This window comes from Campylobacter sp. CFSAN093249 (genome assembly GCF_011067895.1).
GTDB classification, from domain to species: domain Bacteria; phylum Campylobacterota; class Campylobacteria; order Campylobacterales; family Campylobacteraceae; genus Campylobacter_D; species Campylobacter_D jejuni.
Genome location: NZ_JAAMWM010000001.1, coordinates 131,896 through 154,156 on the forward strand (window position 1 = coordinate 131,896; position 22,261 = coordinate 154,156).

The 22,261-nt window shown below is 31.4% G+C and carries 23 protein-coding genes; 13 read left to right on the top strand and 10 right to left on the bottom strand.

Going from position 1 to position 22,261, the window contains the following annotated elements; translation table 11 throughout:
• Positions 1-100 precede the first annotated feature (100 nt).
• Genes lpxB through FBF10_RS00740 form a run of 8 tightly spaced genes read left to right on the top strand, consistent with a single transcriptional unit; the run spans position 101 to position 7,848 of the window.
• Positions 101-1,195 (top strand): lipid-A-disaccharide synthase, encoded by a 1,095-nt coding sequence (gene lpxB, locus FBF10_RS00705; protein WP_002859842.1) that lies wholly within the window; start codon positions 101-103, stop codon positions 1,193-1,195.
• A gap of 11 nt (positions 1,196-1,206) precedes the next feature.
• Positions 1,207-1,692, top strand: coding sequence for a transcription elongation factor GreA (gene greA / locus FBF10_RS00710; RefSeq protein WP_002858660.1), 486 nt, complete (start codon positions 1,207-1,209; stop codon positions 1,690-1,692).
• Positions 1,693-1,701: 9 nt separating this feature from the next.
• The gene (locus tag FBF10_RS00715; RefSeq protein ID WP_326844886.1) at positions 1,702-2,460 is read left to right on the top strand and encodes a UDP-2,3-diacylglucosamine diphosphatase; all 759 of its coding nucleotides are present in this window, start codon (positions 1,702-1,704) and stop codon (positions 2,458-2,460) included.
• Complete coding sequence (locus FBF10_RS00720) at positions 2,453-3,409, top strand: chemotaxis protein (RefSeq protein ID WP_002851778.1); 957 nt, start codon at positions 2,453-2,455, stop codon at positions 3,407-3,409. Before FBF10_RS00715 ends, FBF10_RS00720 begins: the two co-directional genes overlap by 8 nt.
• A gap of 3 nt (positions 3,410-3,412) precedes the next feature.
• The gene (locus FBF10_RS00725; protein ID WP_002908715.1) at positions 3,413-5,722 is read left to right on the top strand and encodes a chemotaxis protein CheW; all 2,310 of its coding nucleotides are present in this window, start codon (positions 3,413-3,415) and stop codon (positions 5,720-5,722) included.
• 4 nt (positions 5,723-5,726) lie between these two features.
• Positions 5,727-6,248 carry a chemotaxis protein CheW gene (locus FBF10_RS00730; protein ID WP_002826355.1) on the top strand — a complete coding sequence of 174 codons (522 nt, stop codon included), beginning with the start codon at positions 5,727-5,729 and terminating at the stop codon, positions 6,246-6,248.
• Positions 6,248-6,871 (top strand): phosphoserine phosphatase SerB, encoded by a 624-nt coding sequence (gene serB / locus FBF10_RS00735; RefSeq protein ID WP_002851598.1) that lies wholly within the window; start codon positions 6,248-6,250, stop codon positions 6,869-6,871. Before FBF10_RS00730 ends, serB begins: the two co-directional genes overlap by 1 nt.
• Positions 6,871-7,848: a transaldolase gene (locus FBF10_RS00740; RefSeq protein ID WP_002860327.1), complete on the top strand. Its 978-nt coding sequence runs from the start codon at positions 6,871-6,873 to the stop codon at positions 7,846-7,848. The genes serB and FBF10_RS00740 overlap by 1 nt, the downstream gene beginning before the upstream one ends.
• Here the strand turns inward: FBF10_RS00740 and FBF10_RS00745 are convergent, their stop codons facing one another.
• The 10 genes from FBF10_RS00745 to FBF10_RS00790 all read right to left on the bottom strand — a co-directional run bounded on the left by FBF10_RS00745 (position 7,849) and on the right by FBF10_RS00790 (position 17,867).
• Positions 7,849-8,271 carry a hypothetical protein gene (locus tag FBF10_RS00745; protein WP_002851686.1) on the bottom strand — a complete coding sequence of 141 codons (423 nt, stop codon included), beginning with the start codon at positions 8,269-8,271 and terminating at the stop codon, positions 7,849-7,851. It lies immediately after the preceding gene.
• Positions 8,268-11,537 (bottom strand): carbamoyl-phosphate synthase large subunit, encoded by a 3,270-nt coding sequence (gene carB, locus FBF10_RS00750; protein ID WP_002908706.1) that lies wholly within the window; start codon positions 11,535-11,537, stop codon positions 8,268-8,270. The genes FBF10_RS00745 and carB overlap by 4 nt, the downstream gene beginning before the upstream one ends.
• 260 nt (positions 11,538-11,797) lie before the next feature.
• The gene (gene mreC, locus FBF10_RS00755) at positions 11,798-12,547 is read right to left on the bottom strand and encodes a rod shape-determining protein MreC (RefSeq protein WP_002859838.1); all 750 of its coding nucleotides are present in this window, start codon (positions 12,545-12,547) and stop codon (positions 11,798-11,800) included.
• Positions 12,537-13,577: a rod shape-determining protein gene (locus FBF10_RS00760; protein WP_002857495.1), complete on the bottom strand. Its 1,041-nt coding sequence runs from the start codon at positions 13,575-13,577 to the stop codon at positions 12,537-12,539. Before FBF10_RS00760 ends, mreC begins: the two co-directional genes overlap by 11 nt.
• 10 nt (positions 13,578-13,587) lie before the next feature.
• Complete coding sequence (gene clpX, locus FBF10_RS00765) at positions 13,588-14,811, bottom strand: ATP-dependent Clp protease ATP-binding subunit ClpX (RefSeq protein ID WP_002874131.1); 1,224 nt, start codon at positions 14,809-14,811, stop codon at positions 13,588-13,590.
• A complete protein-coding gene (gene lpxA, locus FBF10_RS00770; RefSeq protein WP_002869712.1) occupies positions 14,804-15,595 on the bottom strand; it encodes an acyl-ACP--UDP-N-acetylglucosamine O-acyltransferase in 792 nt (263 codons plus the stop codon). The genes clpX and lpxA overlap by 8 nt, the downstream gene beginning before the upstream one ends.
• On the bottom strand, positions 15,595-16,035 hold the full coding sequence (gene fabZ, locus FBF10_RS00775; protein ID WP_002851782.1) for a 3-hydroxyacyl-ACP dehydratase FabZ: 441 nt from the start codon (positions 16,033-16,035) through the stop codon (positions 15,595-15,597). Before fabZ ends, lpxA begins: the two co-directional genes overlap by 1 nt.
• A gap of 94 nt (positions 16,036-16,129) precedes the next feature.
• Positions 16,130-17,209 carry an epoxyqueuosine reductase QueH gene (locus FBF10_RS00780; protein WP_002869711.1) on the bottom strand — a complete coding sequence of 360 codons (1,080 nt, stop codon included), beginning with the start codon at positions 17,207-17,209 and terminating at the stop codon, positions 16,130-16,132.
• Complete coding sequence (gene bcp / locus FBF10_RS00785) at positions 17,209-17,664, bottom strand: thioredoxin-dependent thiol peroxidase (protein WP_002869710.1); 456 nt, start codon at positions 17,662-17,664, stop codon at positions 17,209-17,211. Before bcp ends, FBF10_RS00780 begins: the two co-directional genes overlap by 1 nt.
• Positions 17,661-17,867 (bottom strand): 4-oxalocrotonate tautomerase family protein, encoded by a 207-nt coding sequence (locus FBF10_RS00790; RefSeq protein ID WP_002826901.1) that lies wholly within the window; start codon positions 17,865-17,867, stop codon positions 17,661-17,663. Before FBF10_RS00790 ends, bcp begins: the two co-directional genes overlap by 4 nt.
• A 174-nt stretch (positions 17,868-18,041) precedes the next feature.
• Between FBF10_RS00790 and ilvE the strand changes: the two genes are divergently transcribed.
• The 5 genes from ilvE to FBF10_RS00815 form a co-directional block, all read left to right on the top strand.
• On the top strand, positions 18,042-18,956 hold the full coding sequence (ilvE, locus tag FBF10_RS00795; RefSeq protein WP_002851928.1) for a branched-chain-amino-acid transaminase: 915 nt from the start codon (positions 18,042-18,044) through the stop codon (positions 18,954-18,956).
• A 12-nt stretch (positions 18,957-18,968) separates the two neighbouring features.
• The gene (locus FBF10_RS00800) at positions 18,969-20,057 is read left to right on the top strand and encodes a prohibitin family protein (protein ID WP_002874129.1); all 1,089 of its coding nucleotides are present in this window, start codon (positions 18,969-18,971) and stop codon (positions 20,055-20,057) included.
• A 12-nt stretch (positions 20,058-20,069) separates the two neighbouring features.
• Positions 20,070-20,600, top strand: a complete 531-nt coding sequence (locus FBF10_RS00805; protein ID WP_002867732.1) for a DUF2393 domain-containing protein — start codon at positions 20,070-20,072, stop codon at positions 20,598-20,600.
• Positions 20,600-21,109, top strand: coding sequence for a DUF2393 family protein (locus FBF10_RS00810; protein ID WP_002867731.1), 510 nt, complete (start codon positions 20,600-20,602; stop codon positions 21,107-21,109). Before FBF10_RS00805 ends, FBF10_RS00810 begins: the two co-directional genes overlap by 1 nt.
• Before the next feature lie 200 nt (positions 21,110-21,309).
• The coding region (locus FBF10_RS00815; protein WP_002867730.1) for a cache domain-containing protein at positions 21,310-22,261 on the top strand (952 nt) is incomplete at its 3' end.

Here is a 22,261-nt window from a genome sequence, read left to right on the forward strand (position 1 = left end):
AATTTATCAAATAATGAAGTTAAGATAATATGAAATTAAAACTATTAAAATATTAAAAAATCGGTTGTGATATTTCCTTAAGAAATAAGAAAGAGTAAAAATGAAAACCTTTTTAGTTTGTGCTTTAGAGCCTTCAGCAAATTTGCATTTAAAAGAAATTTTAAAAGCTTATAAAAATGAATATAAAGAATTTGATTTAGTAGGAATTTATGATGAGAGTTTATGTAAAGAATTTGATTTAAATTCTAAACCACTTTATAGCTCACATGAGTTTAGTGCTATGGGTTTTATAGAAGTTTTACCTTTGATTTTTAAAGCAAAAGAAGCTATAAAAAAACTTGTAAATTTAAGTTTTACTCAAAAAATAAATGGGATTTTATGTATAGATTCGCCCGCTTTTAACATACCTTTTGCTAAGGCTTTAAAAAAAGCAGGCAGTAAAATTCCACGCATTTATTATATCTTGCCTCAAGTTTGGGCGTGGAAAAAAGGTCGCATACCTATCATAGAAAGTCATTTTGATATTTTAGCTTCTATTTTGCCCTTTGATAATCAGTTTTTTAACAAAAGCACCTATATAGGCCATCCGCTTTTAGATGAAATAAAAGAATTTAAAAATCAAGAAGACATTAATCATACATTTTCAAAAAAAGATGATGAAAAAACTATAGCCTTTTTACCAGGTTCAAGGCGTAGTGAAATTAAGCGTTTAATGCCTATTTTTAAAGAACTTTCTCAAAAATTTAAGGGTGAAAAAATTCTTTGCGTTCCCTCGTTTAATCTTGAAAAATTAGAAATTTATGGTGATATTAGCGAATTTAAGATAGAAAGTAACACTCCAAAAGTGCTTAAAAAAGCTGATTTTGCCTTTATTTGTAGTGGAACAGCTACTTTAGAAGCAGCTTTAGTGGGAACTCCTTTTGTTCTTGCTTATAAGGCAAAGGCTATCGATATTTTTATCGCAAAACTTTTTGTAAAATTAAAACACATAGGACTTGCAAATATTTTTTGTGATTTCGCTGGAAAAGAAGCTTTAAATCCTGAATTTTTACAAGATAAAGTCAATGTTTTAAATTTATATGAAGCTTACAATAAATATGATTATAAGGCATTTTTTGCTAAAGTTGATTTTTTAAAAGAATATTTACAATTTGGAAGTGCTAAAAATTTAGCAAAAATCCTAAACGAAATATAAAAGGATAAATCATGCAAAAAGAACCAATGAGTCAATTTGGCTATGATAAGTTAGCCGCAGAATTAAAAGATTTAAAAGACAATCAACGCCCTGCCGTTGTAATAGAAATCGATACAGCAAGAAGTCATGGGGATTTGAAAGAAAATGCTGAATACCATGCTGCAAGAGAAAAGCAAGCTTTGATAGAAAGTCGTATTGCAGAGCTTAGTGACTTGCTAGCAAGAGCTCAAGTGATCGATCCTTCAAGCTATGAGCACGATAGTGTGAAATTTGGTTCAAGTGTTGTGATCATGGATTTGGATACAGAAAAAGAAAGCAAATATACTCTAGTAGGAATTTGCGAAGGAAATTTAGATAAGGGTTATATTTCCATCGCATCTCCAATAGCAAAAGCTATGCTTGGAAAAAAAGAAGGAGATGATTTTAAAGTGCGTTTGCCAAAAGGTGAAAGTGAATTTGAAATCCTTTCTATAAATTATGAGCCTTTGAAATTTTAAGGATAAAAAATTTTACTACAAAATGGAGCGATTTTAATCGCAGATGCTCATGAAAATGAACAAAGAAAGGGATTTTGGGAATTTTTACAATCCTTAAAAAAAGGTAAAATTTCCACCCCTCAACTCATACTTATGGGTGATATTTTCGATTTGCTTATAGGCGAAATCTCTGCTACACATGAATTTGCTAAACCTTACATAGAACTTTTAGAAGAATTGGCCTTAAAAATTGAAATTATCTACTTAGAAGGCAATCATGATTTTAATCTTTCTTGTTTTTTTAAAAGGGTAAAAATTTTTAACTTACAAGAGCAGCCCATAAAGCTTAATTTGCATACAAGTAAAGGTAATAATCTTGTTTTAAATAATGCTTTTATAAAATTAGCTCACGGAGATATTTTTTTACCACCTCTTTTACAATTTACTCTGAAAACATTAAGAAATCATTATTTGCTTGTATTTTTGAATTTTTTAAATATTATTACTCGTAATTTTATTTCAAATAAAATTCTTCAAAATCAAAACAAAAAAAACCTTTTTTATCAAATAAAAGATTTTGAAAATTTAGCGAAAAAAAGATATGAAAAATATGAAAATTTAGGATTTTGGGTATGTGAAGGACACTATCATCAAAATCATCAAATCAACAAAGAAAACATTAAATATCTTAACTTAGCTAGTTTTGCATATGAGAGAAGTTTTTTTGTAGTAGAATATCAGCAAGAAATCAAATTTCGAGAACAGAAATTGAGGGGTCAAAATGTTTGATGAAAATATCGTGAAAACGGGTTCAAATGAAATGGAGCTTGTCGATTTCCGTATCTTTAAGCAAGGGCACGATAAAGTCTATGAAGGAATTTATGGTGTAAATGTTTCTAAGGTAAGGGAGATTATAAAAATCCCAAGCCTTACAGAACTTCCAGGTGTACCTGATTACATCGAAGGTATCTTTGATCTTCGTGGAGTGGTTATACCTGTAGTCAATCTTGCCAAATGGATGCAAATCACTGAGCCAGAAAGCACTATGCTAAAACCTAGAGTTATTATTACTGAATTTAGCAATATTCTTATTGGTTTTATAGTTCACGAAGCAAAAAGAATTCGTAGAATAAACTGGAAAGATATAGAACCAGCAACTTTTTCTACAGGATCAGGTGCTTTAGATAAAGGTAAAATTACAGGTGTAACACGCATTGAAAATGATGAAGTGTTGCTAATTTTAGATCTTGAAAGTGTTGTTGAAGATTTAGGAATTTACGCTCCAAAAACAGATATAGATTTTGGAAAAATAGAAAAATTTACTGGAACAGCACTTATACTTGATGACAGCATGACTGCTAGAAAACGCGTCAAAGAAATGATGCAACAGATGGGCTTTCAAGTTGTTGAAGCTAAGGACGGCGTAGAGGGCATAAACAAATTAGAAGAATTAAGCCAAATTTATGGTGAAAGTTTAAACGATACTTTAAAAATTATAGTAAGCGATGTCGAAATGCCACAAATGGATGGTTTCCACTTTGCTGCACGCATTAAAGAAGATCCAAGATTTAAAGATATTCCTATAGTCTTTAACTCATCTTTATCAAATGAATTTATGAATGAGAAAGGTGTTCAAGAAGCTGGTGGAGAAGGCTATCTTGTCAAATTTAACGCTAGCGATTTCTTCAATGAAATTGCAAAGGTTATTAAAAAACATCAATCTCAAGAACAGGGGTAAAATATGGAAGATATGCAAGAAATACTTGAAGACTTTTTGGTTGAAGCTTTTGAGCTTGTTGAGCAAATCGACCATGATTTAGTAGAGCTTGAATCAAATCCAGAAGATTTAGAATTATTAAATAGAATTTTCCGTGTTGCACATACGGTTAAAGGATCATCAAGCTTCTTAAATTTTGATGTTTTAACAAAGTTAACTCACCACATGGAGGATGTTTTAAACAAAGCAAGACATGGCGAGTTAAAAATAACTCCAGATATCATGGATGTGGTTTTAGAGTCTATTGATAGAATGAAAACTTTACTTAATTCCATTCGTGATAATGGCAACGATACTGCTATTGGTATGGATATAGAACCAATTTGCGCAAGATTAACAGCTATTTCAGAGGGAGAGTCTCCTGTTGTGGCAACAGATTCAAATGAAAAATCTACTCCACAAGCAGAACTAGAAGCACCAAAACAAGAAATAGCTACTCCAGAACCTGAAGTAGATGTTAATCAATTAAGTGATTCTGAAGTTGAAGCTGAAATAGAAAGACTTTTAAAAGTTAGAAAAGCTGAAGATCAAGCTCGTCGCGCACAAAAGAAACAAACAACAAATGCGGCACCTAAACCGACTAACAATGCAGCAAATAAACCTACGGAAAGTGGAGAGAAAAAAGTTCCTGCTTCAGGTAGTAATGCTAGCAGTATGGATCAAACCATACGCGTGGAGGTAAAAAGATTAGATCACTTAATGAATCTAATTGGGGAGCTTGTTTTAGGCAAAAACCGTTTGCTTAAAATTTACGATGATGTTGAAGAGCGTTATGAAGGAGAAAAATTCCTTGAAGAACTTAATCAGGTTGTAAGTCAATTAAGTATTATTACAACTGATGTTCAGCTTGCTGTGATGAAAACAAGAATGCAACCTATAGCAAAAGTTTTCAATAAATTCCCAAGAGTTGTTCGTGATTTAAGTCGTGAATTAGGAAAGCAAATAGAACTTGAAATTACAGGTGAAGAAACTGAACTTGATAAATCTATCGTAGAGGAAATTGGCGATCCTATCATGCATATGATTAGAAATTCATGTGATCATGGTGTTGAGGATCCAGCAACTCGTGCAGCGAATGGAAAACCTGAAAAAGGTATAGTCCAACTTAAAGCTTATAATGAGGGCAATCACATCGTTGTAGAAATTACAGATGACGGTAAAGGACTTGATCCAAATGGCTTAAAAGCAAAAGCTATAGAGAAAAATTTGATTACCGAAAGAGAAGCAGATCAAATGACAGACAAAGAAGCTTTTGCTTTGATTTTCAAGCCTGGTTTTTCAACTGCGGCTAAAGTAACAAATGTTTCAGGTCGTGGCGTAGGAATGGATGTTGTTAAAACCAACATCGAAAAACTTAATGGGGTAATTGAAATTGATAGTGAGTTAGGTAAAGGAAGTTCATTTAAACTTAAAATTCCTCTTACCTTGGCAATCATTCAATCTTTACTTGTAGGAACTCAAGAGGAATTCTATGCAATTCCACTTGCAAGCGTTCTTGAAACAGTTAGAGTGCCAATCGATGATATCTATACTATCGAAGGTAAAAATGTATTACGCTTAAGAGATGAAGTGCTTTCTCTTGTGAGACTTTCAGATGTATTTGGAGTTAAACAAGTCCTTGAAAGCGGTGATCAAACTTATGTCGTTGTTATAGGGGTAGCAGAAAGCAAGCTTGGTATTATAGTAGATACTCTTGTAGGACAAGAAGAAATAGTTATTAAATCCATGGGTGATTATTTACAAAATATCCAAGGTATAGCAGGAGCTACAATCCGTGGTGATGGTAGGGTGACATTAATCATTGATGTAGGCGCTATGATGGATATGGCCAAAGAAATTAAAGTTGATATTAAAGCGCAATTAGAATCAAGTGCGAAAAAACCTAAAGAACAACCAAGTGATTATAAAGTCTTAATTGTAGATGATTCTAAAATGGATAGAACTTTAATGCAAAAAGCTTTAGAACCGCTAGGAGTTAGTTTAATCGAAGCAACAAATGGTGTTGAAGCATTGAATATTATAAAATCTGGCGAACATGATATTGATGCAATGCTTATAGATATCGAAATGCCAAGAATGGATGGATACACCTTAGCTGGTGAAATTAGAAAGTATTCTAAATATCGCAACTTACCATTGATAGCAGTTACTTCAAGAACAAGTAAAACTGACCGTTTAAGAGGTGTTGAAGTGGGTATGACTGAATATATCACTAAACCTTATTCTCCAGAATACTTGGAAAATGTGGTTAGAAAAAATTTGAAACTAGGATAAGAATATGAGTAATGAAAAATTAGAGCAAATTTTGCAAAAACAGCAAACTCAGATGGCTGGTCCTGATGTCGATCAAAGAGAAGATGATATCATCCAACTTGTTGGCTTTGTAGTTGGAGATGAGGAATATGCGATTCCAATTCTTAATATACAAGAAATCATCAAACCTATAGAATATACTAGAGTTCCTAGTGTACCTGATTATGTTCTAGGGGTTTTTAATATGCGTGGTAATGTTATGCCGCTCATTGATCTAGCTCAACGCTTTCATTTAGGAAGTTCTAAAATGACACCTCAAACAAGATATATTGTTTTAAGAGGTGAGACAAATGGAACTGGAGTTGGAGGAAATGCTGGTTTTGTTATAGATAGATTAACTGAAGCAATTAAAATTCACAGAAACAGAATCGATCCACCACCTGAAACTTTAGTTAAAGACAAAGGTATGATTTATGGTATAGGAAAAAGAGATGAAAATATCTTAACTATACTCAAAGTAGAAGCTTTGCTTAAGCGCGAATTTTAATGATTAAACTTTGTGTTTTTGACTTTGATGCTACTTTAATGGATGGTGAAACCATCGATATTTTAGCTACAGCGCATGGCAAGGGTAATCAAACAAGCGAAATTACCCGCCATGCTATGACTGGAGAACTTGATTTTTTCGAAAGTCTTCAAAAACGAGTAAGCTTTTTAAAAGGTATGTCTTATAAAAAAGTTTTAGAATTAAGTAGCACACTTCCACTAATGCGTGGAGCACATGAACTTATCCAATATTTAAAATCTAAAAATATACAAATTGTTATTTTTAGCGGTGGTTTTCATGAAGGCATAAATCCTGCTATGCAAAAACTTGGAATTAACCTCGGTTTTGCAAATTATCTGCATCATAAAAATGACATTTTAACAGGGCTAGTTGGTGGGGAAATGATGTTTTCAAATTCAAAAGGCTTAATGCTACAACGATTAAAAAGCTTTTTAAATTTGAAAACAGATGAAGTGATGTGTGTTGGCGATGGGGCAAATGATTTGGCAATGTTTAACGAAAGTGGATTAAAGATTGCATTTTGTGCTAAAGAAATTTTACGTTCTCAAGCTGATATTTGCATAGATATAAAAGACTTAAAAGAAATAATAAAGGTAATATAATGAAAAATTTTTCTCTTTGGTGTGATTTTATAGAAAATAGTTTTTTAGATAATGAATTTTTAAATTTATTATCACATGGAATTAATGGCGCTACTTCAAATCCTGCTATTTTTAAAAATGCTATTTTAAATTCTCCAATTTATAAAGATAAAATTCTTAAATTAAAAGAAAAAAAAACAAAAGATATTTATGAAGAATTAGCAATTTCTGATATTCAAAAAGCAGCTGATAAATTAGCTCCTCTTTTTTATCAAAAAAATGATGGATTTATAAGTATTGAAATAGATCCAAGACTTCATGATAACACGACTCTTAGTTTAGGCGAAGCTAAAAGACTTTATAGTGCTATTAGCAAAGAAAATGTAATGATTAAAATACCAGCTACAAAAGCTTCTTATGAAGTAATGTATGAACTTATGAAAAATGGTATTAGCGTCAATGCTACCTTAATTTTTTCTCTTGAACAAAGTCAAAAATGTTTTGAAGCTTTAAATGCAGGTTTAGTCGAATTTAGAAAAAACAATATAGCCTTAAAAGAACAAAATACTAGAACACCACAAGCTGTTATAAGTATTTTTGTAAGTCGTTTTGATAGACTTTTAAATCCTAAGGCTAAGGAGCAAAATCGTATTGGAATTTTAAATGCAAATTTAGCTTATAACAATATCTACTCAAAAAATGAACCTAATATTCGCGCCTTGTTTGCAAGCACCGGAGTTAAAGGAGATGATCTGCCAAAAGACTATTATATCAAAGAACTTCTTTTTGAGAATTCTGTTAATACTGCTCCTCTTGATGCAATAGAGGCATTTAAAGGAAAAATGCATTTTAAAAAACCTTTAATGAATTTTGAAATTTATACAGAACTTAATCAAATCATTTCTCAAAATGAACGAGAAAAAGCTTGCAATGACTTATTAAGTGATGGCCTAGAGCAATTTTGTATTGCTTTTGAAGATATTTTAAAAGCTCTTTAATTAACGTATTTTTATCATTTTATTCTTTGAAAGTTTTAATATTTTTGATGGGATATTTTCGAAAAATTTCTCATCAAGTATTATATCGGCAACACTTCTAGCCCATTCTTCATCAAATTCTTTTCCATGCTTGTTTGCCGAAGATGAATAAAAATAGCCATTTTTACTTAAAAAATTCGCATGTTTACACTCTTTCACAATACGAATGGCCTGATTATTGGGATAAATAAAAGTTGTTTTTTTAGAACGACGTACTAAATTTTTAAAAGATTTTGGAATTCTTGCTAAACTTTTTAACTCGCAAAATTTCGCAGAAGTGATTAAGCAAGGCTGATTTTTATCTCTACCTTTTAAAGCATTAATCTCTTCTAAATTTTTACTTAAAAATCCTACCGTAGTATCTGTTTGAGCTAAATAAATCAAGATTTAAGCCACTCTTGCAAACTCTTTACATCTAGGCAAGATTTACTCTGTATAGCTTTAATCGATTTTGCACCTGCTAAAGCTGATCGTAAATTTGTAAAATAAGGTATTTTAAAACGAATAATATTTTCACGAATTTTTTTCGTATCGCCTTTAAAACTGTGACTATCGCTTGTATTGATAACTAAGTGAATTTCCCCATTTTTCAATTTATCTTCAACATTGGGGCGTCCTTCTGAAATTTTATGTACAAGTTCGCACTCAAAACCACTTTCTAAAATTTCCTTGCAAGTTCCCCCTGTTGCCATAAGCTTAAAGCCAAGCTTTACATATTCTGCAGCGATTTTTTTGGTATATTTTTTATCCTTATCTTTTAAGGAGATAAATACCACGCCTTGCTCTGGAAGATGATTAAACGATGCAATTTGACTTTTCGCATAAGAATTTGCAAAATCCTTGCTTATACCCATAACTTCACCCGTTGAACGCATTTCAGGGCCTAATTCTAAATCACTTCCACTAAGTTTTGCAAATGGAAATACTGCTTCTTTCACGCTCATATATTTTGGAGTTTTAGGGCGTAAAATTTTAGTATCAAAATTAACCACTTTAAAAGTATCATAAAATTTTAAAGCTTCTTTTAAATTTCCTTGCCACATCACACGCGTTGCCACTTTTGCTAAAGGAATACCCGTAGCTTTACTAACAAAAGGTACGGTACGACTAGCTCTAGGATTTACCTCTATCATATAAAGCTCATTATTATGTAAAGCAAATTGTATATTTAAAAGCCCTACAACTCCCAAATTTAAAGCAATATCTGCGGTTTTTTGTGCAATAAATTCTTGCATTTTTTCATCGATATTGCAAGGCGGCAAAGAACAAGCACTGTCACCTGAATGAATTCCTGCTTCTTCTATGTGCTCCATAATTCCTGCAACATAAACATCTTTGCCATCACAAATCGCATCAACATCAATTTCTGTAGCATTGTCTAAAAACTGATCGATCAAAACAGGGCTTTTATCGCTTACATCCACAGCTTCTTGCATATAGAGTCTCAGTTCAGCCTCATCATTTACCACGCGCATCGCACGCCCACCTAAAACATAACTTGGTCTTACAAGCACAGGATACCCTATATCACTAGCCTTAAGAACCGCTTCTTCTACGCTTGTTGCAGTAGAATTTTTTGGCTGATTGATACCTAGCTTTGTAATAAATTCGGCAAATTTCTTTCTATCTTCTGCCATATCAATTACTCTTGAGCTAGTACCTATAATCTTAGCTCCAAAAGCACTTAAACGCTTAGCAAATTTCAAAGGAGTTTGTCCACCAAAATGCACAATCACTCCATCAGGTTTTTCACGCTCAATCACCGCTCTTAAATGTTCGAAATCAATAGGCTCGAAATACAAAATATCACTTGTATCATAGTCAGTCGAAACGGTTTCAGGATTACAATTATACATAATAGTTTTAATACCCATATCTTTAAGCGCAAAAGAAGCATGTACGCAAGCATAGTCAAATTCTATACCTTGTCCTATGCGGTTTGGCCCCCCACCTATAATCATCACTTTTTTTTCTTTTTTATCCTTAGTATCGTTTTTACTTTGAGTGAGTTCGCTTACATTGATACTTGAATAAAGATAAGGAGTTAAAGCTTCAAATTCACCCGCACAAGTATCCACTTCACTAAATTCTGCGATGATTTTTTGCTTCATTCTTGCATAATAAATATCATTTTGGCTTAATTCTAAATTATCTTTCAAATTTACAAGCAAAGCTATCATTTTGTCTGAAAAGCCCATAGTTTTTGCTTTTCTCAAAAGAGCTTTATTGTTTAAAATATCCATATCAATTTGCTCTTCAAAATCTACAATTTCTTTAATCTGTGTTAAAAACCAAGGATCTATTTTACAAAGCTCATAAAGTTCTTCTACGCTAAAACCTTCCCTAAAAGCTTGAGCAACATAAAGTAAACGCTTTTCATTGGCATTGCGAATTTTAAAAACAAGATCATTTCTATCTTCAAATTTTACTCTATCAAAACCACTTAAAGAACGCTCAAGCGAACAAAGTGCTTTTTGTATACTTTCTTTAAAAGTGCGTCCTATAGCCATCACCTCACCCACACTTTTCATAGCTGTACCTAAAGTTGTGTTTGCTCCTGGAAATTTTTCAAAGGTAAAGCGAGGAATTTTTGTTACAATATAATCAATCACAGGCTCAAAAGATGCAGGAGTTCCTGTAATATCATTTTTAATCTCATCTAAACTAAAGCCTACTGCCAAAAGTGTCGCAACCTTTGCTATAGGATAGCCCGTTGCCTTAGAAGCTAAAGCACTTGATCTTGAAACTCTTGGATTCATTTCTATAACTATCATTCTTCCATTTTTTGGGTTGATAGCAAACTGCACATTACTTCCGCCTGTATCTACGCCAATTTCACGCAAAATAGCAAAAGAAGCATTACGCATAACTTGATATTCTTTATCCGTCAAAGTTAATGCTGGAGCTATTGTAATACTATCTCCTGTATGAACTCCCATAGGATCGATATTTTCTATGCTACAAACTATGATACAATTATCCGCTCTATCGCGTATAACTTCCATTTCATATTCTTTCCAACCTAACAAACTTTCTTCAATCAAAATTTCATGGATAGGTGATAAAGCTAAAGCAGTATTGGCAAGTTCTTTAAATTCGTCCATATTGTAAACCACGCCACTTCCAGCACCCCCTAAAGTATAAGAAGCACGGATCATCAAAGGAAAGCCAATTTCATCTACAGCTTTTAAAGCTTCATCATAATTATACGCATACATCGATTTTGGCAAATCCATGCCAATTTTTTTCATACATTCTTTAAAAACCTGACGATCTTCGCCTTTTTTAATCGCCCCAGGATTTGCGCCTAAAAATTTCACATCTCCTAAAAGTCCGCTTTCATAAACTTCCATAGCAACATTTAACGCTACTTGTCCACCCATAGTTGGTAAAATTGCATCAATTTTTTCTTTTTTAATAATACTTAAAATACTTTCTTTTGTTATGGGTTCTATATAAGTCGCATCTGCAAATTCGGGATCTGTCATGATGGTTGCAGGATTTGAGTTGATTAATACTACACGATATCCTAATTCTTTTAAAGTCTTTGCGGCTTGAGTTCCAGAATAATCAAATTCACAAGCTTGTCCTATCACAATAGGACCACTTCCTATAAGTAAAATGCTTTTAATATCTGTTCGTTTTGGCATAAATTTTCCTAAGAGCATAAATTTGGGCTGATTATAACAAAAATTAGTTTTATAAACTTTGAAATTATCGATATAATTTTAAAAAATAAACACTCTGCTTTTAATCTAGGAAATAATACATAAAGAAATTTAAGATTTTTTATAAAATTCTCATTCAATTATAAACATTTATTTGATAATTTAACAAAATTTTTAGCATTAAACAAAGTTATAATAATTAGCAAAAATATAGAAAATTTTTAAAAAGTCTAATCCTTGACTTATAAATTATCTACTACATATAAATAAGCAGGAATACTAATCTTAACATAAGGCTTTACTTCTACACTTTGATACATATCTTCATCATTAACTCTATTCACAATACCAACAGGTATATCTGAAAAGAAAATATTATCAAGTCCACTTGTTAAAATTTCATCTCCGGTATTAATTTTTGCCCATTTTGGAATAAATTTAACCACAATCCTGCCATCTTCACCCTGGATTAAACCTGGAGCTTTGGATTTTCCTATATAAACAGAAAAAACACACTGATCATCACCTTGTAAGAGAGCCATTGCTCTACCATTTTTATTAATAGCTATACCTGCAGTATATCCTTGATATATTAAACCACGATTTTTACCAACTGGAATTTTGCTCCAATCTAACCATAATTTTTTATAATCATTCAATTGAACGTAAGAAATAACTCTAGTTAAAGAAACTTGAGGTAAATATTTTGTAGAATTTTGATCCTCTAAAATACGATTTAATTGATTTGCAAAACTAGTTACCTTTACAGCAATATCTTCTAATTCTTTATTTCTAGCTTTTAGTTGCTGAATTTGATTTGCTTGATTAAAGTGTTCTGAAATTTTTTTTCCCAAATAATCTTTAATATTATAAAAATTACCTATAACAAAATCATTAACACGGAGAACATTTTGCTTGATAAGTCCTCCATAATAAAAAGATATAAAAACCAAAAAGGCTAAGACAAGAACATAAAAAATCTTATTCTTCATTGGTTAATTGTTGCAATAATGAAATTTCCTCTAAAGCTTTACCCGTTCCTTTTGCTACAGCTAAAAGCGGTTCATCTGCGATATAAACTGGCAAACGTACAATTTCACTTAAGTATTTATCAAAACCACGAATCAATGCTCCACCACCTGTTAAAACTACACCATTTTCTACTATATCACTTGCTAAATCAGGCGGCATCATTTCAAGAACCATTTTTAAAGCATCAGCAATTTCTTTTAAATACTCACGCATTGCTTCTCTTACATCTTCACTTGTAAGTTCAATACGACTTAAAAGTCCACTTACTTGATCGCGTCCTTTTACCACCATAGAAAGTTCTTTTGGAAGTTGTATTGCTGAACCTATGGTGATTTTGATCTCTTCGCCTGTTCTTTCACCTATGATAAGATTGTATTTTTCTTTTACATAATTAACTATACTCATATCAAGCTTATCTCCAGCTGTACGAATAGACTTTGAAATCACAAGTCCGCCCAAAGAAATCACTCCGATCTCAGTAGTTCCACCCCCTATATCTACTACCAAATTTCCTTTAGGTTCTTGTATAGGTAAACTTGCACCAATAGCTGCTGCCATAGGCTCTTCGATCAAAAATACCTCTCTTGCACCTGCACTTAAAGCACTTTCTCTTACCGCTTTTCTTTCTACTTGAGTTAAACCATAAGGAACAGAAATAATAATTCTAGGGCGTAAAAAACTTTTTCTACGATGTGTTTTTTCTATAAAATAGCGGATCATTTTTTCAGTCATATCAAAATCTGCAATCACGCCATCTTTCATAGGACGAATAGCTTCGATGTTACCTGGAGTTTTTCCCACCATATCTTTAGCTTCTTTACCTACGGCTAAAATTTTTGCTTTGGAACCATACCTTTCTCTTTCAACTGCCACAACAGAAGGCTCGTTTATCACTATACCCTTATCTTTTACCAAAACTAGCGTATTAGCTGTTCCTAAATCAATCCCCATATCACTAGAAAAAAATCCTATAAGTTGATCTAATATCATTTCTATCCTTTTAACTTATTTTTCTTTTTATTAATAATGCCTTTGCATTGTCTTTAACAACTTCTTTGGTTATTACAATATCATAGTTTTTATACTCTGGTAACTCAAACATTAAATCTACCATCATTTCTTCTATAATACTTCTAAGCCCCCTAGCCCCTGTTTTTCTCTCCAATGCAAGCTGTGCGATAGCTCTTAGAGCATCTTCTTCAAATTTTAAATTTACCCCATCAATAGCAAAAAGCTTTTGATATTGCTTAATAATGGCATTTTTAGGTTCAGTTAAAATTCTTACCATATCTTCTTCATTAAGCTCATTTAAAGATGCAATCACATGCAAACGACCTATAAGCTCAGGAATCAAACCAAAATGCACCAAATCATCAGGTTCAATTTTCTCAAGTAAAGCTTTATTTTCTTCTTTTGCATCATCAAAAAAACCTACAACTTTATCTCCAAGTTTTCTTTTTAAGATAGTTTCCAAACCATCAAAAGCTCCACCACAAACAAATAAAATATTTGAAGTGTCAATTTGTATAAACTCTTGATTTGGATGTTTTCTCCCCCCCTTTGGTGGAATATTTACCAAACTTCCTTCGATAATCTTAAGTAAAGCTTGTTGCACACCCTCTCCACTTACATCACGAGTAATAGAACGATTTTCACTCATTCTGGCAATTTTATCAATCTCATCAATAAAAACTATACCTTTTTGAGCTCTTTGCACATCTCCATCTGCAGCTTGTAAAAGACGTGTTAAAATATTTTCTACATCCTCACCTACATATCCTGCTTCAGTTAAAGAAGTTGCATCACAAATTGCTATAGGTACATCTAAAAATTTAGCTAAAGTTTGCGCCAATAAAGTTTTTCCACTTCCTGTTGGCCCAACAAGTAAAATATTTGACTTAAAAAGCTCTGTATCATCATCTTGAAGTTCAGCTTTAAAAAGTCTTTTATAATGATTGTATACTCCAACACTAAAAACTTTTTTAGCTCTATCTTGTCCTATGACATAACGATCTAAATAAGCTTTTAATTCTTTTGGAGTGATATCTTTAAATTCTGTATTATAACTTTGTTTAGGTTCTTTAAATTCTTTTTCTTCTCCATAAATAATACTATAAGCACCTTCAACGCAATATTCACAAATAAAAGCATCATCATTTTCATTTGCTAAAATTCTTCTTTGTGGATTCTCTACTTCATTGCAAAAACTACATTTTCTAGGCATTATTTTTACCCCTATAGACAGGAATTCCACGCTTTGTTTCTAATATAAAATGGCACATTTTTTTAACATTTTCACTTTCTTGATTTTCAAGCAAATTTTTAGCATTTTCTTTTAAATCTCCTTGTCTAAATAAAGTTTTAAAAGCCCTACTAAGTCTATCTACTTCATCTTTATCAAAACGACGACGAGTACCTACTAAATTTAAACTTCTAATACTTGCACGATTTCCTTCTGCTAAACAAAACGGTACTATATCCTGAGAAAGTGCACTTGCTCCTGCTATCATACAACCCTCACCTACTTTGACAAATTGATGAATAGGTGTAAGCCCGCCTACAACCGTAAAATCTCCAAGCTCTACATGTCCTGCCAAAGTTGCATTATTAGCTAAAATAATATTATTACCTAAAAGACAATCATGAGCAATATGACAATAAGCCATAATAAAAGCATTATCGCCTATACGAGTAAAACCATCTCCTTTAGCTGTACCTGAATTTATCGTTGCAAATTCTCTAATAGTTGCATTTTTCCCTATAACAACACCGCTTTTTTGCTCTTCTTTATAAGATATGTCCTGAGGAATATCGCCTACTATTGCATAAGAAAATACACGAGAATGATCACCTATAGTTGTATCTGAAAGAATTCGAGCACCTTGTTTGATGACAACATTATTACCTATTTTAGCATCTTTGCTTACATAAGCATAAGCTTCTATTACAACATCATCACCAAGTTGTGCACCCTCTTCAATCACCGCACTTGGATGAATTTTTTTCATTATTTATCCACTATCATAGCTTTAAGCTCGGCCTCTGCAACTAAATTTCCATCTACAAAAGCTTGCCCTTTAAAAATCCACATATTACCACGATTTTTAACCACGCTCATTTCATAATCAAGCCTATCTCCAGGACGCACAGGATTTCTAAATTTTGCTCCATCTATGCCTGTGAAATAAACTACTTTACTTTTTGGATCCACTTTATCTTCCATACTTTCAAAAGCTAAAACTCCACCTGTTTGAGCCATACCTTCTAAAATCAAAACTCCAGGATAAATAGGATGCCCTGGAAAATGTCCCATAAAAACATGATCACTTATACTGATGTTTTTATATCCTCGCACCACTTCTTTAACTTTTAATTCTGTAATTTTATCTACTAGTAAAAAAGGATAACGGTGTGGTAAAATTTCTTGAATTTGCATTACATCTATCATTATTAAATTAACCTTGAAAACAATTAAAAATTTTATTATATAAAAAAATCATTAAAAATTATATTAACAAAAAAAGTTTTTCTTAATAAATTTCTTAAATTTTTACAAGCACCTCTTGATTATCATGATAAATTTCACTTTTTGCTATCACTTCATATCTTGAAGGTAAAATATTTTCGAGGATGATAATAGGGCTAAGATTATAAGTTCCAAACAATTTATTACGCCATTTAATTTCTGCTTGAACACTTAAAGGTTTTTTTAAAAAATCTTCAAAATTTTTCCATTTGTTTTTAAAAAATGCATTAAAACGCCAAAATTCCACTAAAACTATTTCATCTTTAGTACTTCTATAAAAGCCTTCTTTTAAATTTTCCTCATCCAAAGAAAATCTTGTATAAGCGTTTTTAAAATGCGAATAAAATAAAATATGAGATTTAACGGGCTTTTTATCTAATTTTATCAAAGCACTTAAAAGACGATAATTTAAAAATTTCTCTCTTAAAATTTCAAATTTTATACCTTTTTTTTCCCATAAAACTACTTTTTTATAAAGAGCTATTCTTGCTTCTATACTTGCAGGTAAAATTTGCTTATTTACAGGAGATATTAATTCATCAATAAAATTCTTATCTTGTTTTTGTTTTTTAAGCCCATAAATGCAGCCGCAATAGTTTTGATGATAAAGCATTTCCTTTTTTGCTAAAGCAAACTGTCTTTGAGTGCCGCCATTTTTACGAAAATCAGGAGCTAAAAACTCTACTCCATAAGGCTCACATTCTTTTTGTAAAGCATTTTTTAACTGTTCTAAATCTTTTTTAGGGCTGGTTAAAAGCGTAGTAGTAAGCTTTTTTTCTCCTATTTTAGCAGCAAATTTAACACTAGATCCCATTCTTACATCAAAGCAAATTTCACACCTTGCACCCTTTTCAGGCTCATCTTCATAACCACGCACAGCATTAAGCCATTTTTCATACTCATACTCACCTTTATAAAGCTTAATACCAAGTTTATCACAAGATCTTTTTACATCTAAAAATCTTAGTTCGTATTCGCTTAAAGGATGGATATTTGGATCATAAAAGTATCCTATAATTTTTTCATCAGGATAAGTCTTTCTAAGTTCTTCAATAAAATAATGACTATCCACACTGCAACAAATATGCACTAACATTAAAGACTTTCAAGCACTTTTAAAGCATGATCTTTTACACGAACATTACTATAAATTTGAGCAATCTTACCTATTTCATCAATAACAAAAGTAGAGCGAATAAGACCTTCGTATTCTTTTCCGTAATTTTTTTTAAGCCCCCAAGCTCCATAAGCTTTAGCAACTTCTTTTTCACTATCGCTAAGTAAAATATGTTTTAAATCAAATTTAGAGATAAATTTTTCATGACTTGCCACGCTATCAGGACTGATACCAATAATCACTGCATTTTTACCACCAAATTTATCATAATTTAAACTAAAATCACAAGCCTCTGTAGTGCAACCTGGAGTATTATCTTTTGGATAAAAATACAAAATCACCTTTTTGCCAATAAAATCTTTTAATGCTATTTTTACCCCATCTTGATTTAAAAGCTCAAACTGAGGTGCTTTATCTCCTATGTTTAAACTCATTTAATTGCCTTTGCTTTGATAGCTTCAACGCTTTCTCCGCCAAAGCCTATGTCATAATTTTCTACATCTTCTAAAACCACCACAACTCTTTCTTTACTTTTATTATATTTCGTGCTTAAAAGTTTGGTAATATCAGCTATAAGCTCCGCTTTTTGTTCCTTGCTTAAAGACGGCTTTGCTAATTTAATATTTACTAATGGCATAATTTCTCCTTTTTAACGATAATTTTTCATAATTATTTCAAAAAATACCTAATATTTTTTTTAACAAAAAACCTTAATTTAATAAAAGCTTATTGTTAGTATATTTTTGATAAAATCCCGATTTATTCTTAAAATAATATTTTTTAAGAAATAAACAACTATAAAAGGTAAAAAATGATCTCAGCAGATAAAATTTGGATGGATGGAAAATTAGTTGATTTTAAAGATGCAACTTTGCACTTTTTAACCCATTCTTTGCATTATGGCAATGCTGTTTTTGAAGGAACTAGAGCCTATAAAACAGATAAAGGCTTAGCAATTTTCAGACTTGAAGATCACACCAAAAGACTTTTAGAGTCTGCAAAAATTACTCTTTTAAATTGTCCTTTTTCTCAAAAAGAGCTTGAAAATGCACAAATTGAACTCTTAAAAGCAAACAATTTTAAAAGCAATGTCTATATCCGCCCTTTGATTTTCTTAGGCGATGGAGTTATGGGACTTTATCATATAAAAGCTCCTGTAAGAGTTGGAATTGCGGCTTGGGAATGGGGTGCTTACCTTGGAGAAGAAGGTTTAGAAAAAGGCATAAAAGTAAAAATTTCGTCTTTTGCAAGAAATAGTGTTAAATCATGCATGGGAAAAGCTAAAGCAAGCGCGAATTACCTTAACTCTCAAATTGCAAAATTTGAAGCTATTGAAGCAGGCTATGAAGAAGCTTTAATGCTTGATGAAGAAGGTTTTATCGCAGAAGGAACAGGAGAATGTTTCTTTATTGTAAAAGATGGGGTTTTAATCACACCTCCAAATGATTTTTCTTTAAAAAGCATTACTCAAGATACAGTGCTTAAAATCGCTCACGATCTTGGTATCACCGTGCTTCGCCAAAGAATTTCAAGAGATGAAGTTTATACTGCTGATGAAGCATTTTTTACCGGAACAGCCGCTGAAATCACACCTATTAACAACATTGATGCAAGAATAATAGGAAATGGTTTAAGAGGATCTGTAACTAAAAAACTTCAAGATGCTTATTTTGATGTAGTTTATGGACGCAATGAAAAATACGCATCTATGCTAACTTATATTTAAAAAAGGAAATAAATGCCAGCTGATTTAAATGATTATTTCAATAAAAAAAATAGAAATTCTAACAATAACGGAAACAACAACCGTCAAAATTTCAATTTCAAAGCACCAGAATTTAATTTTAAAGGTTTTGGAAAATTCTCTCCATTTATTTATGGGGTGATTATTATTATCTTATTTTTAATCGTTGCAAAACCTTTTATGGTGATAAATTCTGGGGAAATGGGAATTAAATCAACAACAGGTAAATATGACCCAAATCCATTAGAACCAGGACTTCACTTTTTCTTACCTTTTGTACAAAAAATAACCATAATCGATACTAGAGTAAGACAAATCAACTATGCTTCTATAGAGGGAAGTAATGAAAATTTATCTTCAGGTTCAGGTGTTATTAATAAAAATAGTATTTCTGTGCTTGACTCTCGTGGATTGCCTGTATCTATTGATGTTACAGTACAATACCGCTTAAATCCTCTGCAAGTTCCTCAAACTATAGCTACTTGGAGCTTAAATTGGGAAAATAAAATTATCGATCCAGTTGTTCGTGATGTAGTGCGAAGTGTTGTAGGAAAATATACAGCCGAAGAACTTCCTACTAATCGTAATACAATAGCCGCTCAAATAGAAGAAGGTATAAGAAAAACCATAGAAGCTCAACCAAATGAACCTGTAGAACTTCGCGCTGTACAACTTAGAGAAATTATTTTACCTTCAAAAGTAAAAGAACAAATCGAACGCGTGCAAATTGCAAAACAAGAGGCTGAAAGAACTAAATATGAAGTAGAAAGAGCTAATCAAGAAGCCTTAAAAAAAGCTGCTTTAGCTGAAGGGGAAGCAAATGCAACCATAATCAGCGCCAAAGGTAAAGCTATGGCTGTTAAGATAGAAGCAGATGCACAAGCTTATTCTAATAAAGAAATCGCAAACAGCTTAAACACCCCTTTGCTAAATTTAAAACAAATTGAAACTCAAAAAGAATTTAATGAAGCCTTAAAAGTCAATCAAGATGCTAAAATTTTCTTAACTCCAGGTGGAGCAGTGCCAAACATTTGGGTTGATACCAAAGATGCTAAAAAGCAAAGTTCTGCCAACATAAACTAAAAGGATACGCAAGTGGAGAAACTAAGAGAAATTGTGCTTTTTTACACTACTCATTTATATTTAGTAGATTATATGCTGATTTTATTAGTTTTTTTTCTCTTCACTTGTGTTTTACTTCTTTGCGTATTTTTACGCCATAGACCTATAGCAGCACTTTTTATTATTGCATTTGATATTATTATTTGTTTTTTAGTTTATATCTATGGGTATAAACTAATAGACAATGAAGTAAGAACTCGAAAAATCGCTATTACAGATCAAAAAATGATACAAAGCTCAAATGATTTAATTGTTGATTTTAACATTACAAATAATTCAAAAAATAATTTTAAAGAATGTAAAATTACAGCTAAAATTTTTGCAGATAAAATACCTAATGATAATATCATAGAAGAATATAAAAAGAAATTTATCCCTTTTAGACAAAAAAGTAGAGAAATTAAAGATCTAAAGAAAAACGCAACCCAATTTCAAAGAATTGCTTTTGAAAATTTTAACTATGAAAATAACTATACCATACGCTTAGTTTCGGAGTGTTTTTAATGCATTTTACAATTTTTCATATTATAGTTTTTATCATTTTACTTATTTGCTTTGCCTTGATTTGTATTTTAATCTTTCTAAAAGTCAAACAAAAAGAAATGGCTTTGATTTCTTATACCATAGCTACTATTTTTACCGCACTTTTGATATATTCTATTTTTCTGACAATCAATCAATTCACCACTCAAGCCGATCTTAGCAAACTAACCTATACAAGAGATCTAAGACATGAAAGCGTTATAGTAAATGGAAAAGTTCAAAATCTTACTAAATTTGAAATCAAAAAATGCTATTTGATACTTAGCATATTAAACCAACAACAAGTAGGAGGTGAAATTTTCAATGATAAAAATATCCGTAACGCTAAAATGCAAAATACAAGTGTTTCTTATACTATAGAAATCATAGACACACTCCCGGGTAATACCTATAAAGAATTTAGAGCTAGCGTTCCTTTTCCTCCAACTTTTAATAATCCTGAATTTTATCACACCTTAAAATGTATTTGATATTGTTAAATAGTTTTAAAACATCTATAAAAAATAATTTTATATTAATTTTATTTTTTTTGATATGCTAACGAGCTTTATTTAAATAAAATTTTTTATTACTTTTATATTTAAGTAAAAATCTAGATTTTTTAATTTATAATTTTAAAACTTTATGTAGATATCTCTATAAAATAATATTAGAAAGGAGCGCTTAAATTATGAAAAGTGTAAAATTGAAGGTTTCACTGATTGCAAATTTAATCGCAGTAGTGTGTTTGATAATTTTAGGTGTTGTAACATTTATATTTGTAAAGCAAGCAATTTTTCATGAAGTTGTGAATGCTGAAATAAATTATGTTAAAACGGCTAAAAATTCTATAGAGTCTTTTAAGGCAAGAAATTCTTTAGCTCTTGAAAGTTTAGCTAAAAGTATTTTAAAGCATCCTATAGAACAGTTAGATAGTCAAGATGCTTTAATGCATTATGTTGGAAAAGATTTAAAGAATTTTAGAGATGCTGGAAGATTCTTAGCAGTTTATATTGCTCAACCAAATGGCGAACTTGTTGTAAGCGATCCAGACTCTGATGCTAAAAATTTAGATTTTGGAACTTATGGAAAAGCTGATAATTATGATGCTAGAACAAGAGAGTATTATATAGAAGCAGTTAAAACAAATAAACTTTATATTACCCCATCTTATATTGATGTAACTACAAATTTACCTTGCTTTACATATTCTATTCCGCTTTATAAAGATGGTAAATTTATAGGGGTTTTGGCTGTAGATATTCTTGCGGCAGATTTGCAAGCTGAATTTGAAAATTTACCAGGTAGAACTTTTGTATTTGATGAAGAAAATAAAGTATTTGTTTCTACAGACAAAACTCTTTTGCAACAAGGTTATGATATTAGTACTATTGCAAATCTTGCTAAAACTAAAGAGGATCTTGAACCTTTTGAGTATACTAGACCAAAAGATGGTAATGAAAGATTTGCTGTATGCACAAAGGTTTCTGGAATTTATACTGCTTGCGTTGGAGAGCCAATAGAACAAATAGAAGCTCCAGTTTATAAAATTGCATTTATACAAACTGTGATTGTTGTTTTTGCAAGCATTCTTAGCGTCATCCTCCTTTATTTCATCGTATCAAAATACCTCTCCCCACTTG

Excerpts from the sequence above, each read along its gene's own strand:
- FBF10_RS00760 (WP_002857495.1), bottom strand. The coding sequence starts at position 13,577 with ATGATATTAGATCAACTTATAGGATTTTTTTCTAGTGATATGGGGATT.
- greA (WP_002858660.1), top strand. The coding sequence starts at position 1,207 with ATGCAAAAAGAACCAATGAGTCAATTTGGCTATGATAAGTTAGCCGCA.
- FBF10_RS00740 (WP_002860327.1), top strand. The coding sequence starts at position 6,871 with ATGAAAAATTTTTCTCTTTGGTGTGATTTTATAGAAAATAGTTTTTTA.
- ilvE (WP_002851928.1), top strand. The coding sequence starts at position 18,042 with ATGATCTCAGCAGATAAAATTTGGATGGATGGAAAATTAGTTGATTTT.
- lpxA (WP_002869712.1), bottom strand. The coding sequence starts at position 15,595 with ATGAAAAAAATTCATCCAAGTGCGGTGATTGAAGAGGGTGCACAACTT.
- FBF10_RS00725 (WP_002908715.1), top strand. The coding sequence starts at position 3,413 with ATGGAAGATATGCAAGAAATACTTGAAGACTTTTTGGTTGAAGCTTTT.
- fabZ (WP_002851782.1), bottom strand. The coding sequence starts at position 16,035 with ATGATAGATGTAATGCAAATTCAAGAAATTTTACCACACCGTTATCCT.
- FBF10_RS00730 (WP_002826355.1), top strand. The coding sequence starts at position 5,727 with ATGAGTAATGAAAAATTAGAGCAAATTTTGCAAAAACAGCAAACTCAG.
- FBF10_RS00800 (WP_002874129.1), top strand. The coding sequence starts at position 18,969 with ATGCCAGCTGATTTAAATGATTATTTCAATAAAAAAAATAGAAATTCT.
- carB (WP_002908706.1), bottom strand. The coding sequence starts at position 11,537 with ATGCCAAAACGAACAGATATTAAAAGCATTTTACTTATAGGAAGTGGT.
- FBF10_RS00810 (WP_002867731.1), top strand. The coding sequence starts at position 20,600 with ATGCATTTTACAATTTTTCATATTATAGTTTTTATCATTTTACTTATT.
- mreC (WP_002859838.1), bottom strand. The coding sequence starts at position 12,547 with ATGAAGAATAAGATTTTTTATGTTCTTGTCTTAGCCTTTTTGGTTTTT.
- serB (WP_002851598.1), top strand. The coding sequence starts at position 6,248 with ATGATTAAACTTTGTGTTTTTGACTTTGATGCTACTTTAATGGATGGT.
- FBF10_RS00720 (WP_002851778.1), top strand. The coding sequence starts at position 2,453 with ATGTTTGATGAAAATATCGTGAAAACGGGTTCAAATGAAATGGAGCTT.
- FBF10_RS00780 (WP_002869711.1), bottom strand. The coding sequence starts at position 17,209 with ATGTTAGTGCATATTTGTTGCAGTGTGGATAGTCATTATTTTATTGAA.
- bcp (WP_002869710.1), bottom strand. The coding sequence starts at position 17,664 with ATGAGTTTAAACATAGGAGATAAAGCACCTCAGTTTGAGCTTTTAAAT.
- FBF10_RS00790 (WP_002826901.1), bottom strand. The coding sequence starts at position 17,867 with ATGCCATTAGTAAATATTAAATTAGCAAAGCCGTCTTTAAGCAAGGAA.
- clpX (WP_002874131.1), bottom strand. The coding sequence starts at position 14,811 with ATGCCTAGAAAATGTAGTTTTTGCAATGAAGTAGAGAATCCACAAAGA.
- lpxB (WP_002859842.1), top strand. The coding sequence starts at position 101 with ATGAAAACCTTTTTAGTTTGTGCTTTAGAGCCTTCAGCAAATTTGCAT.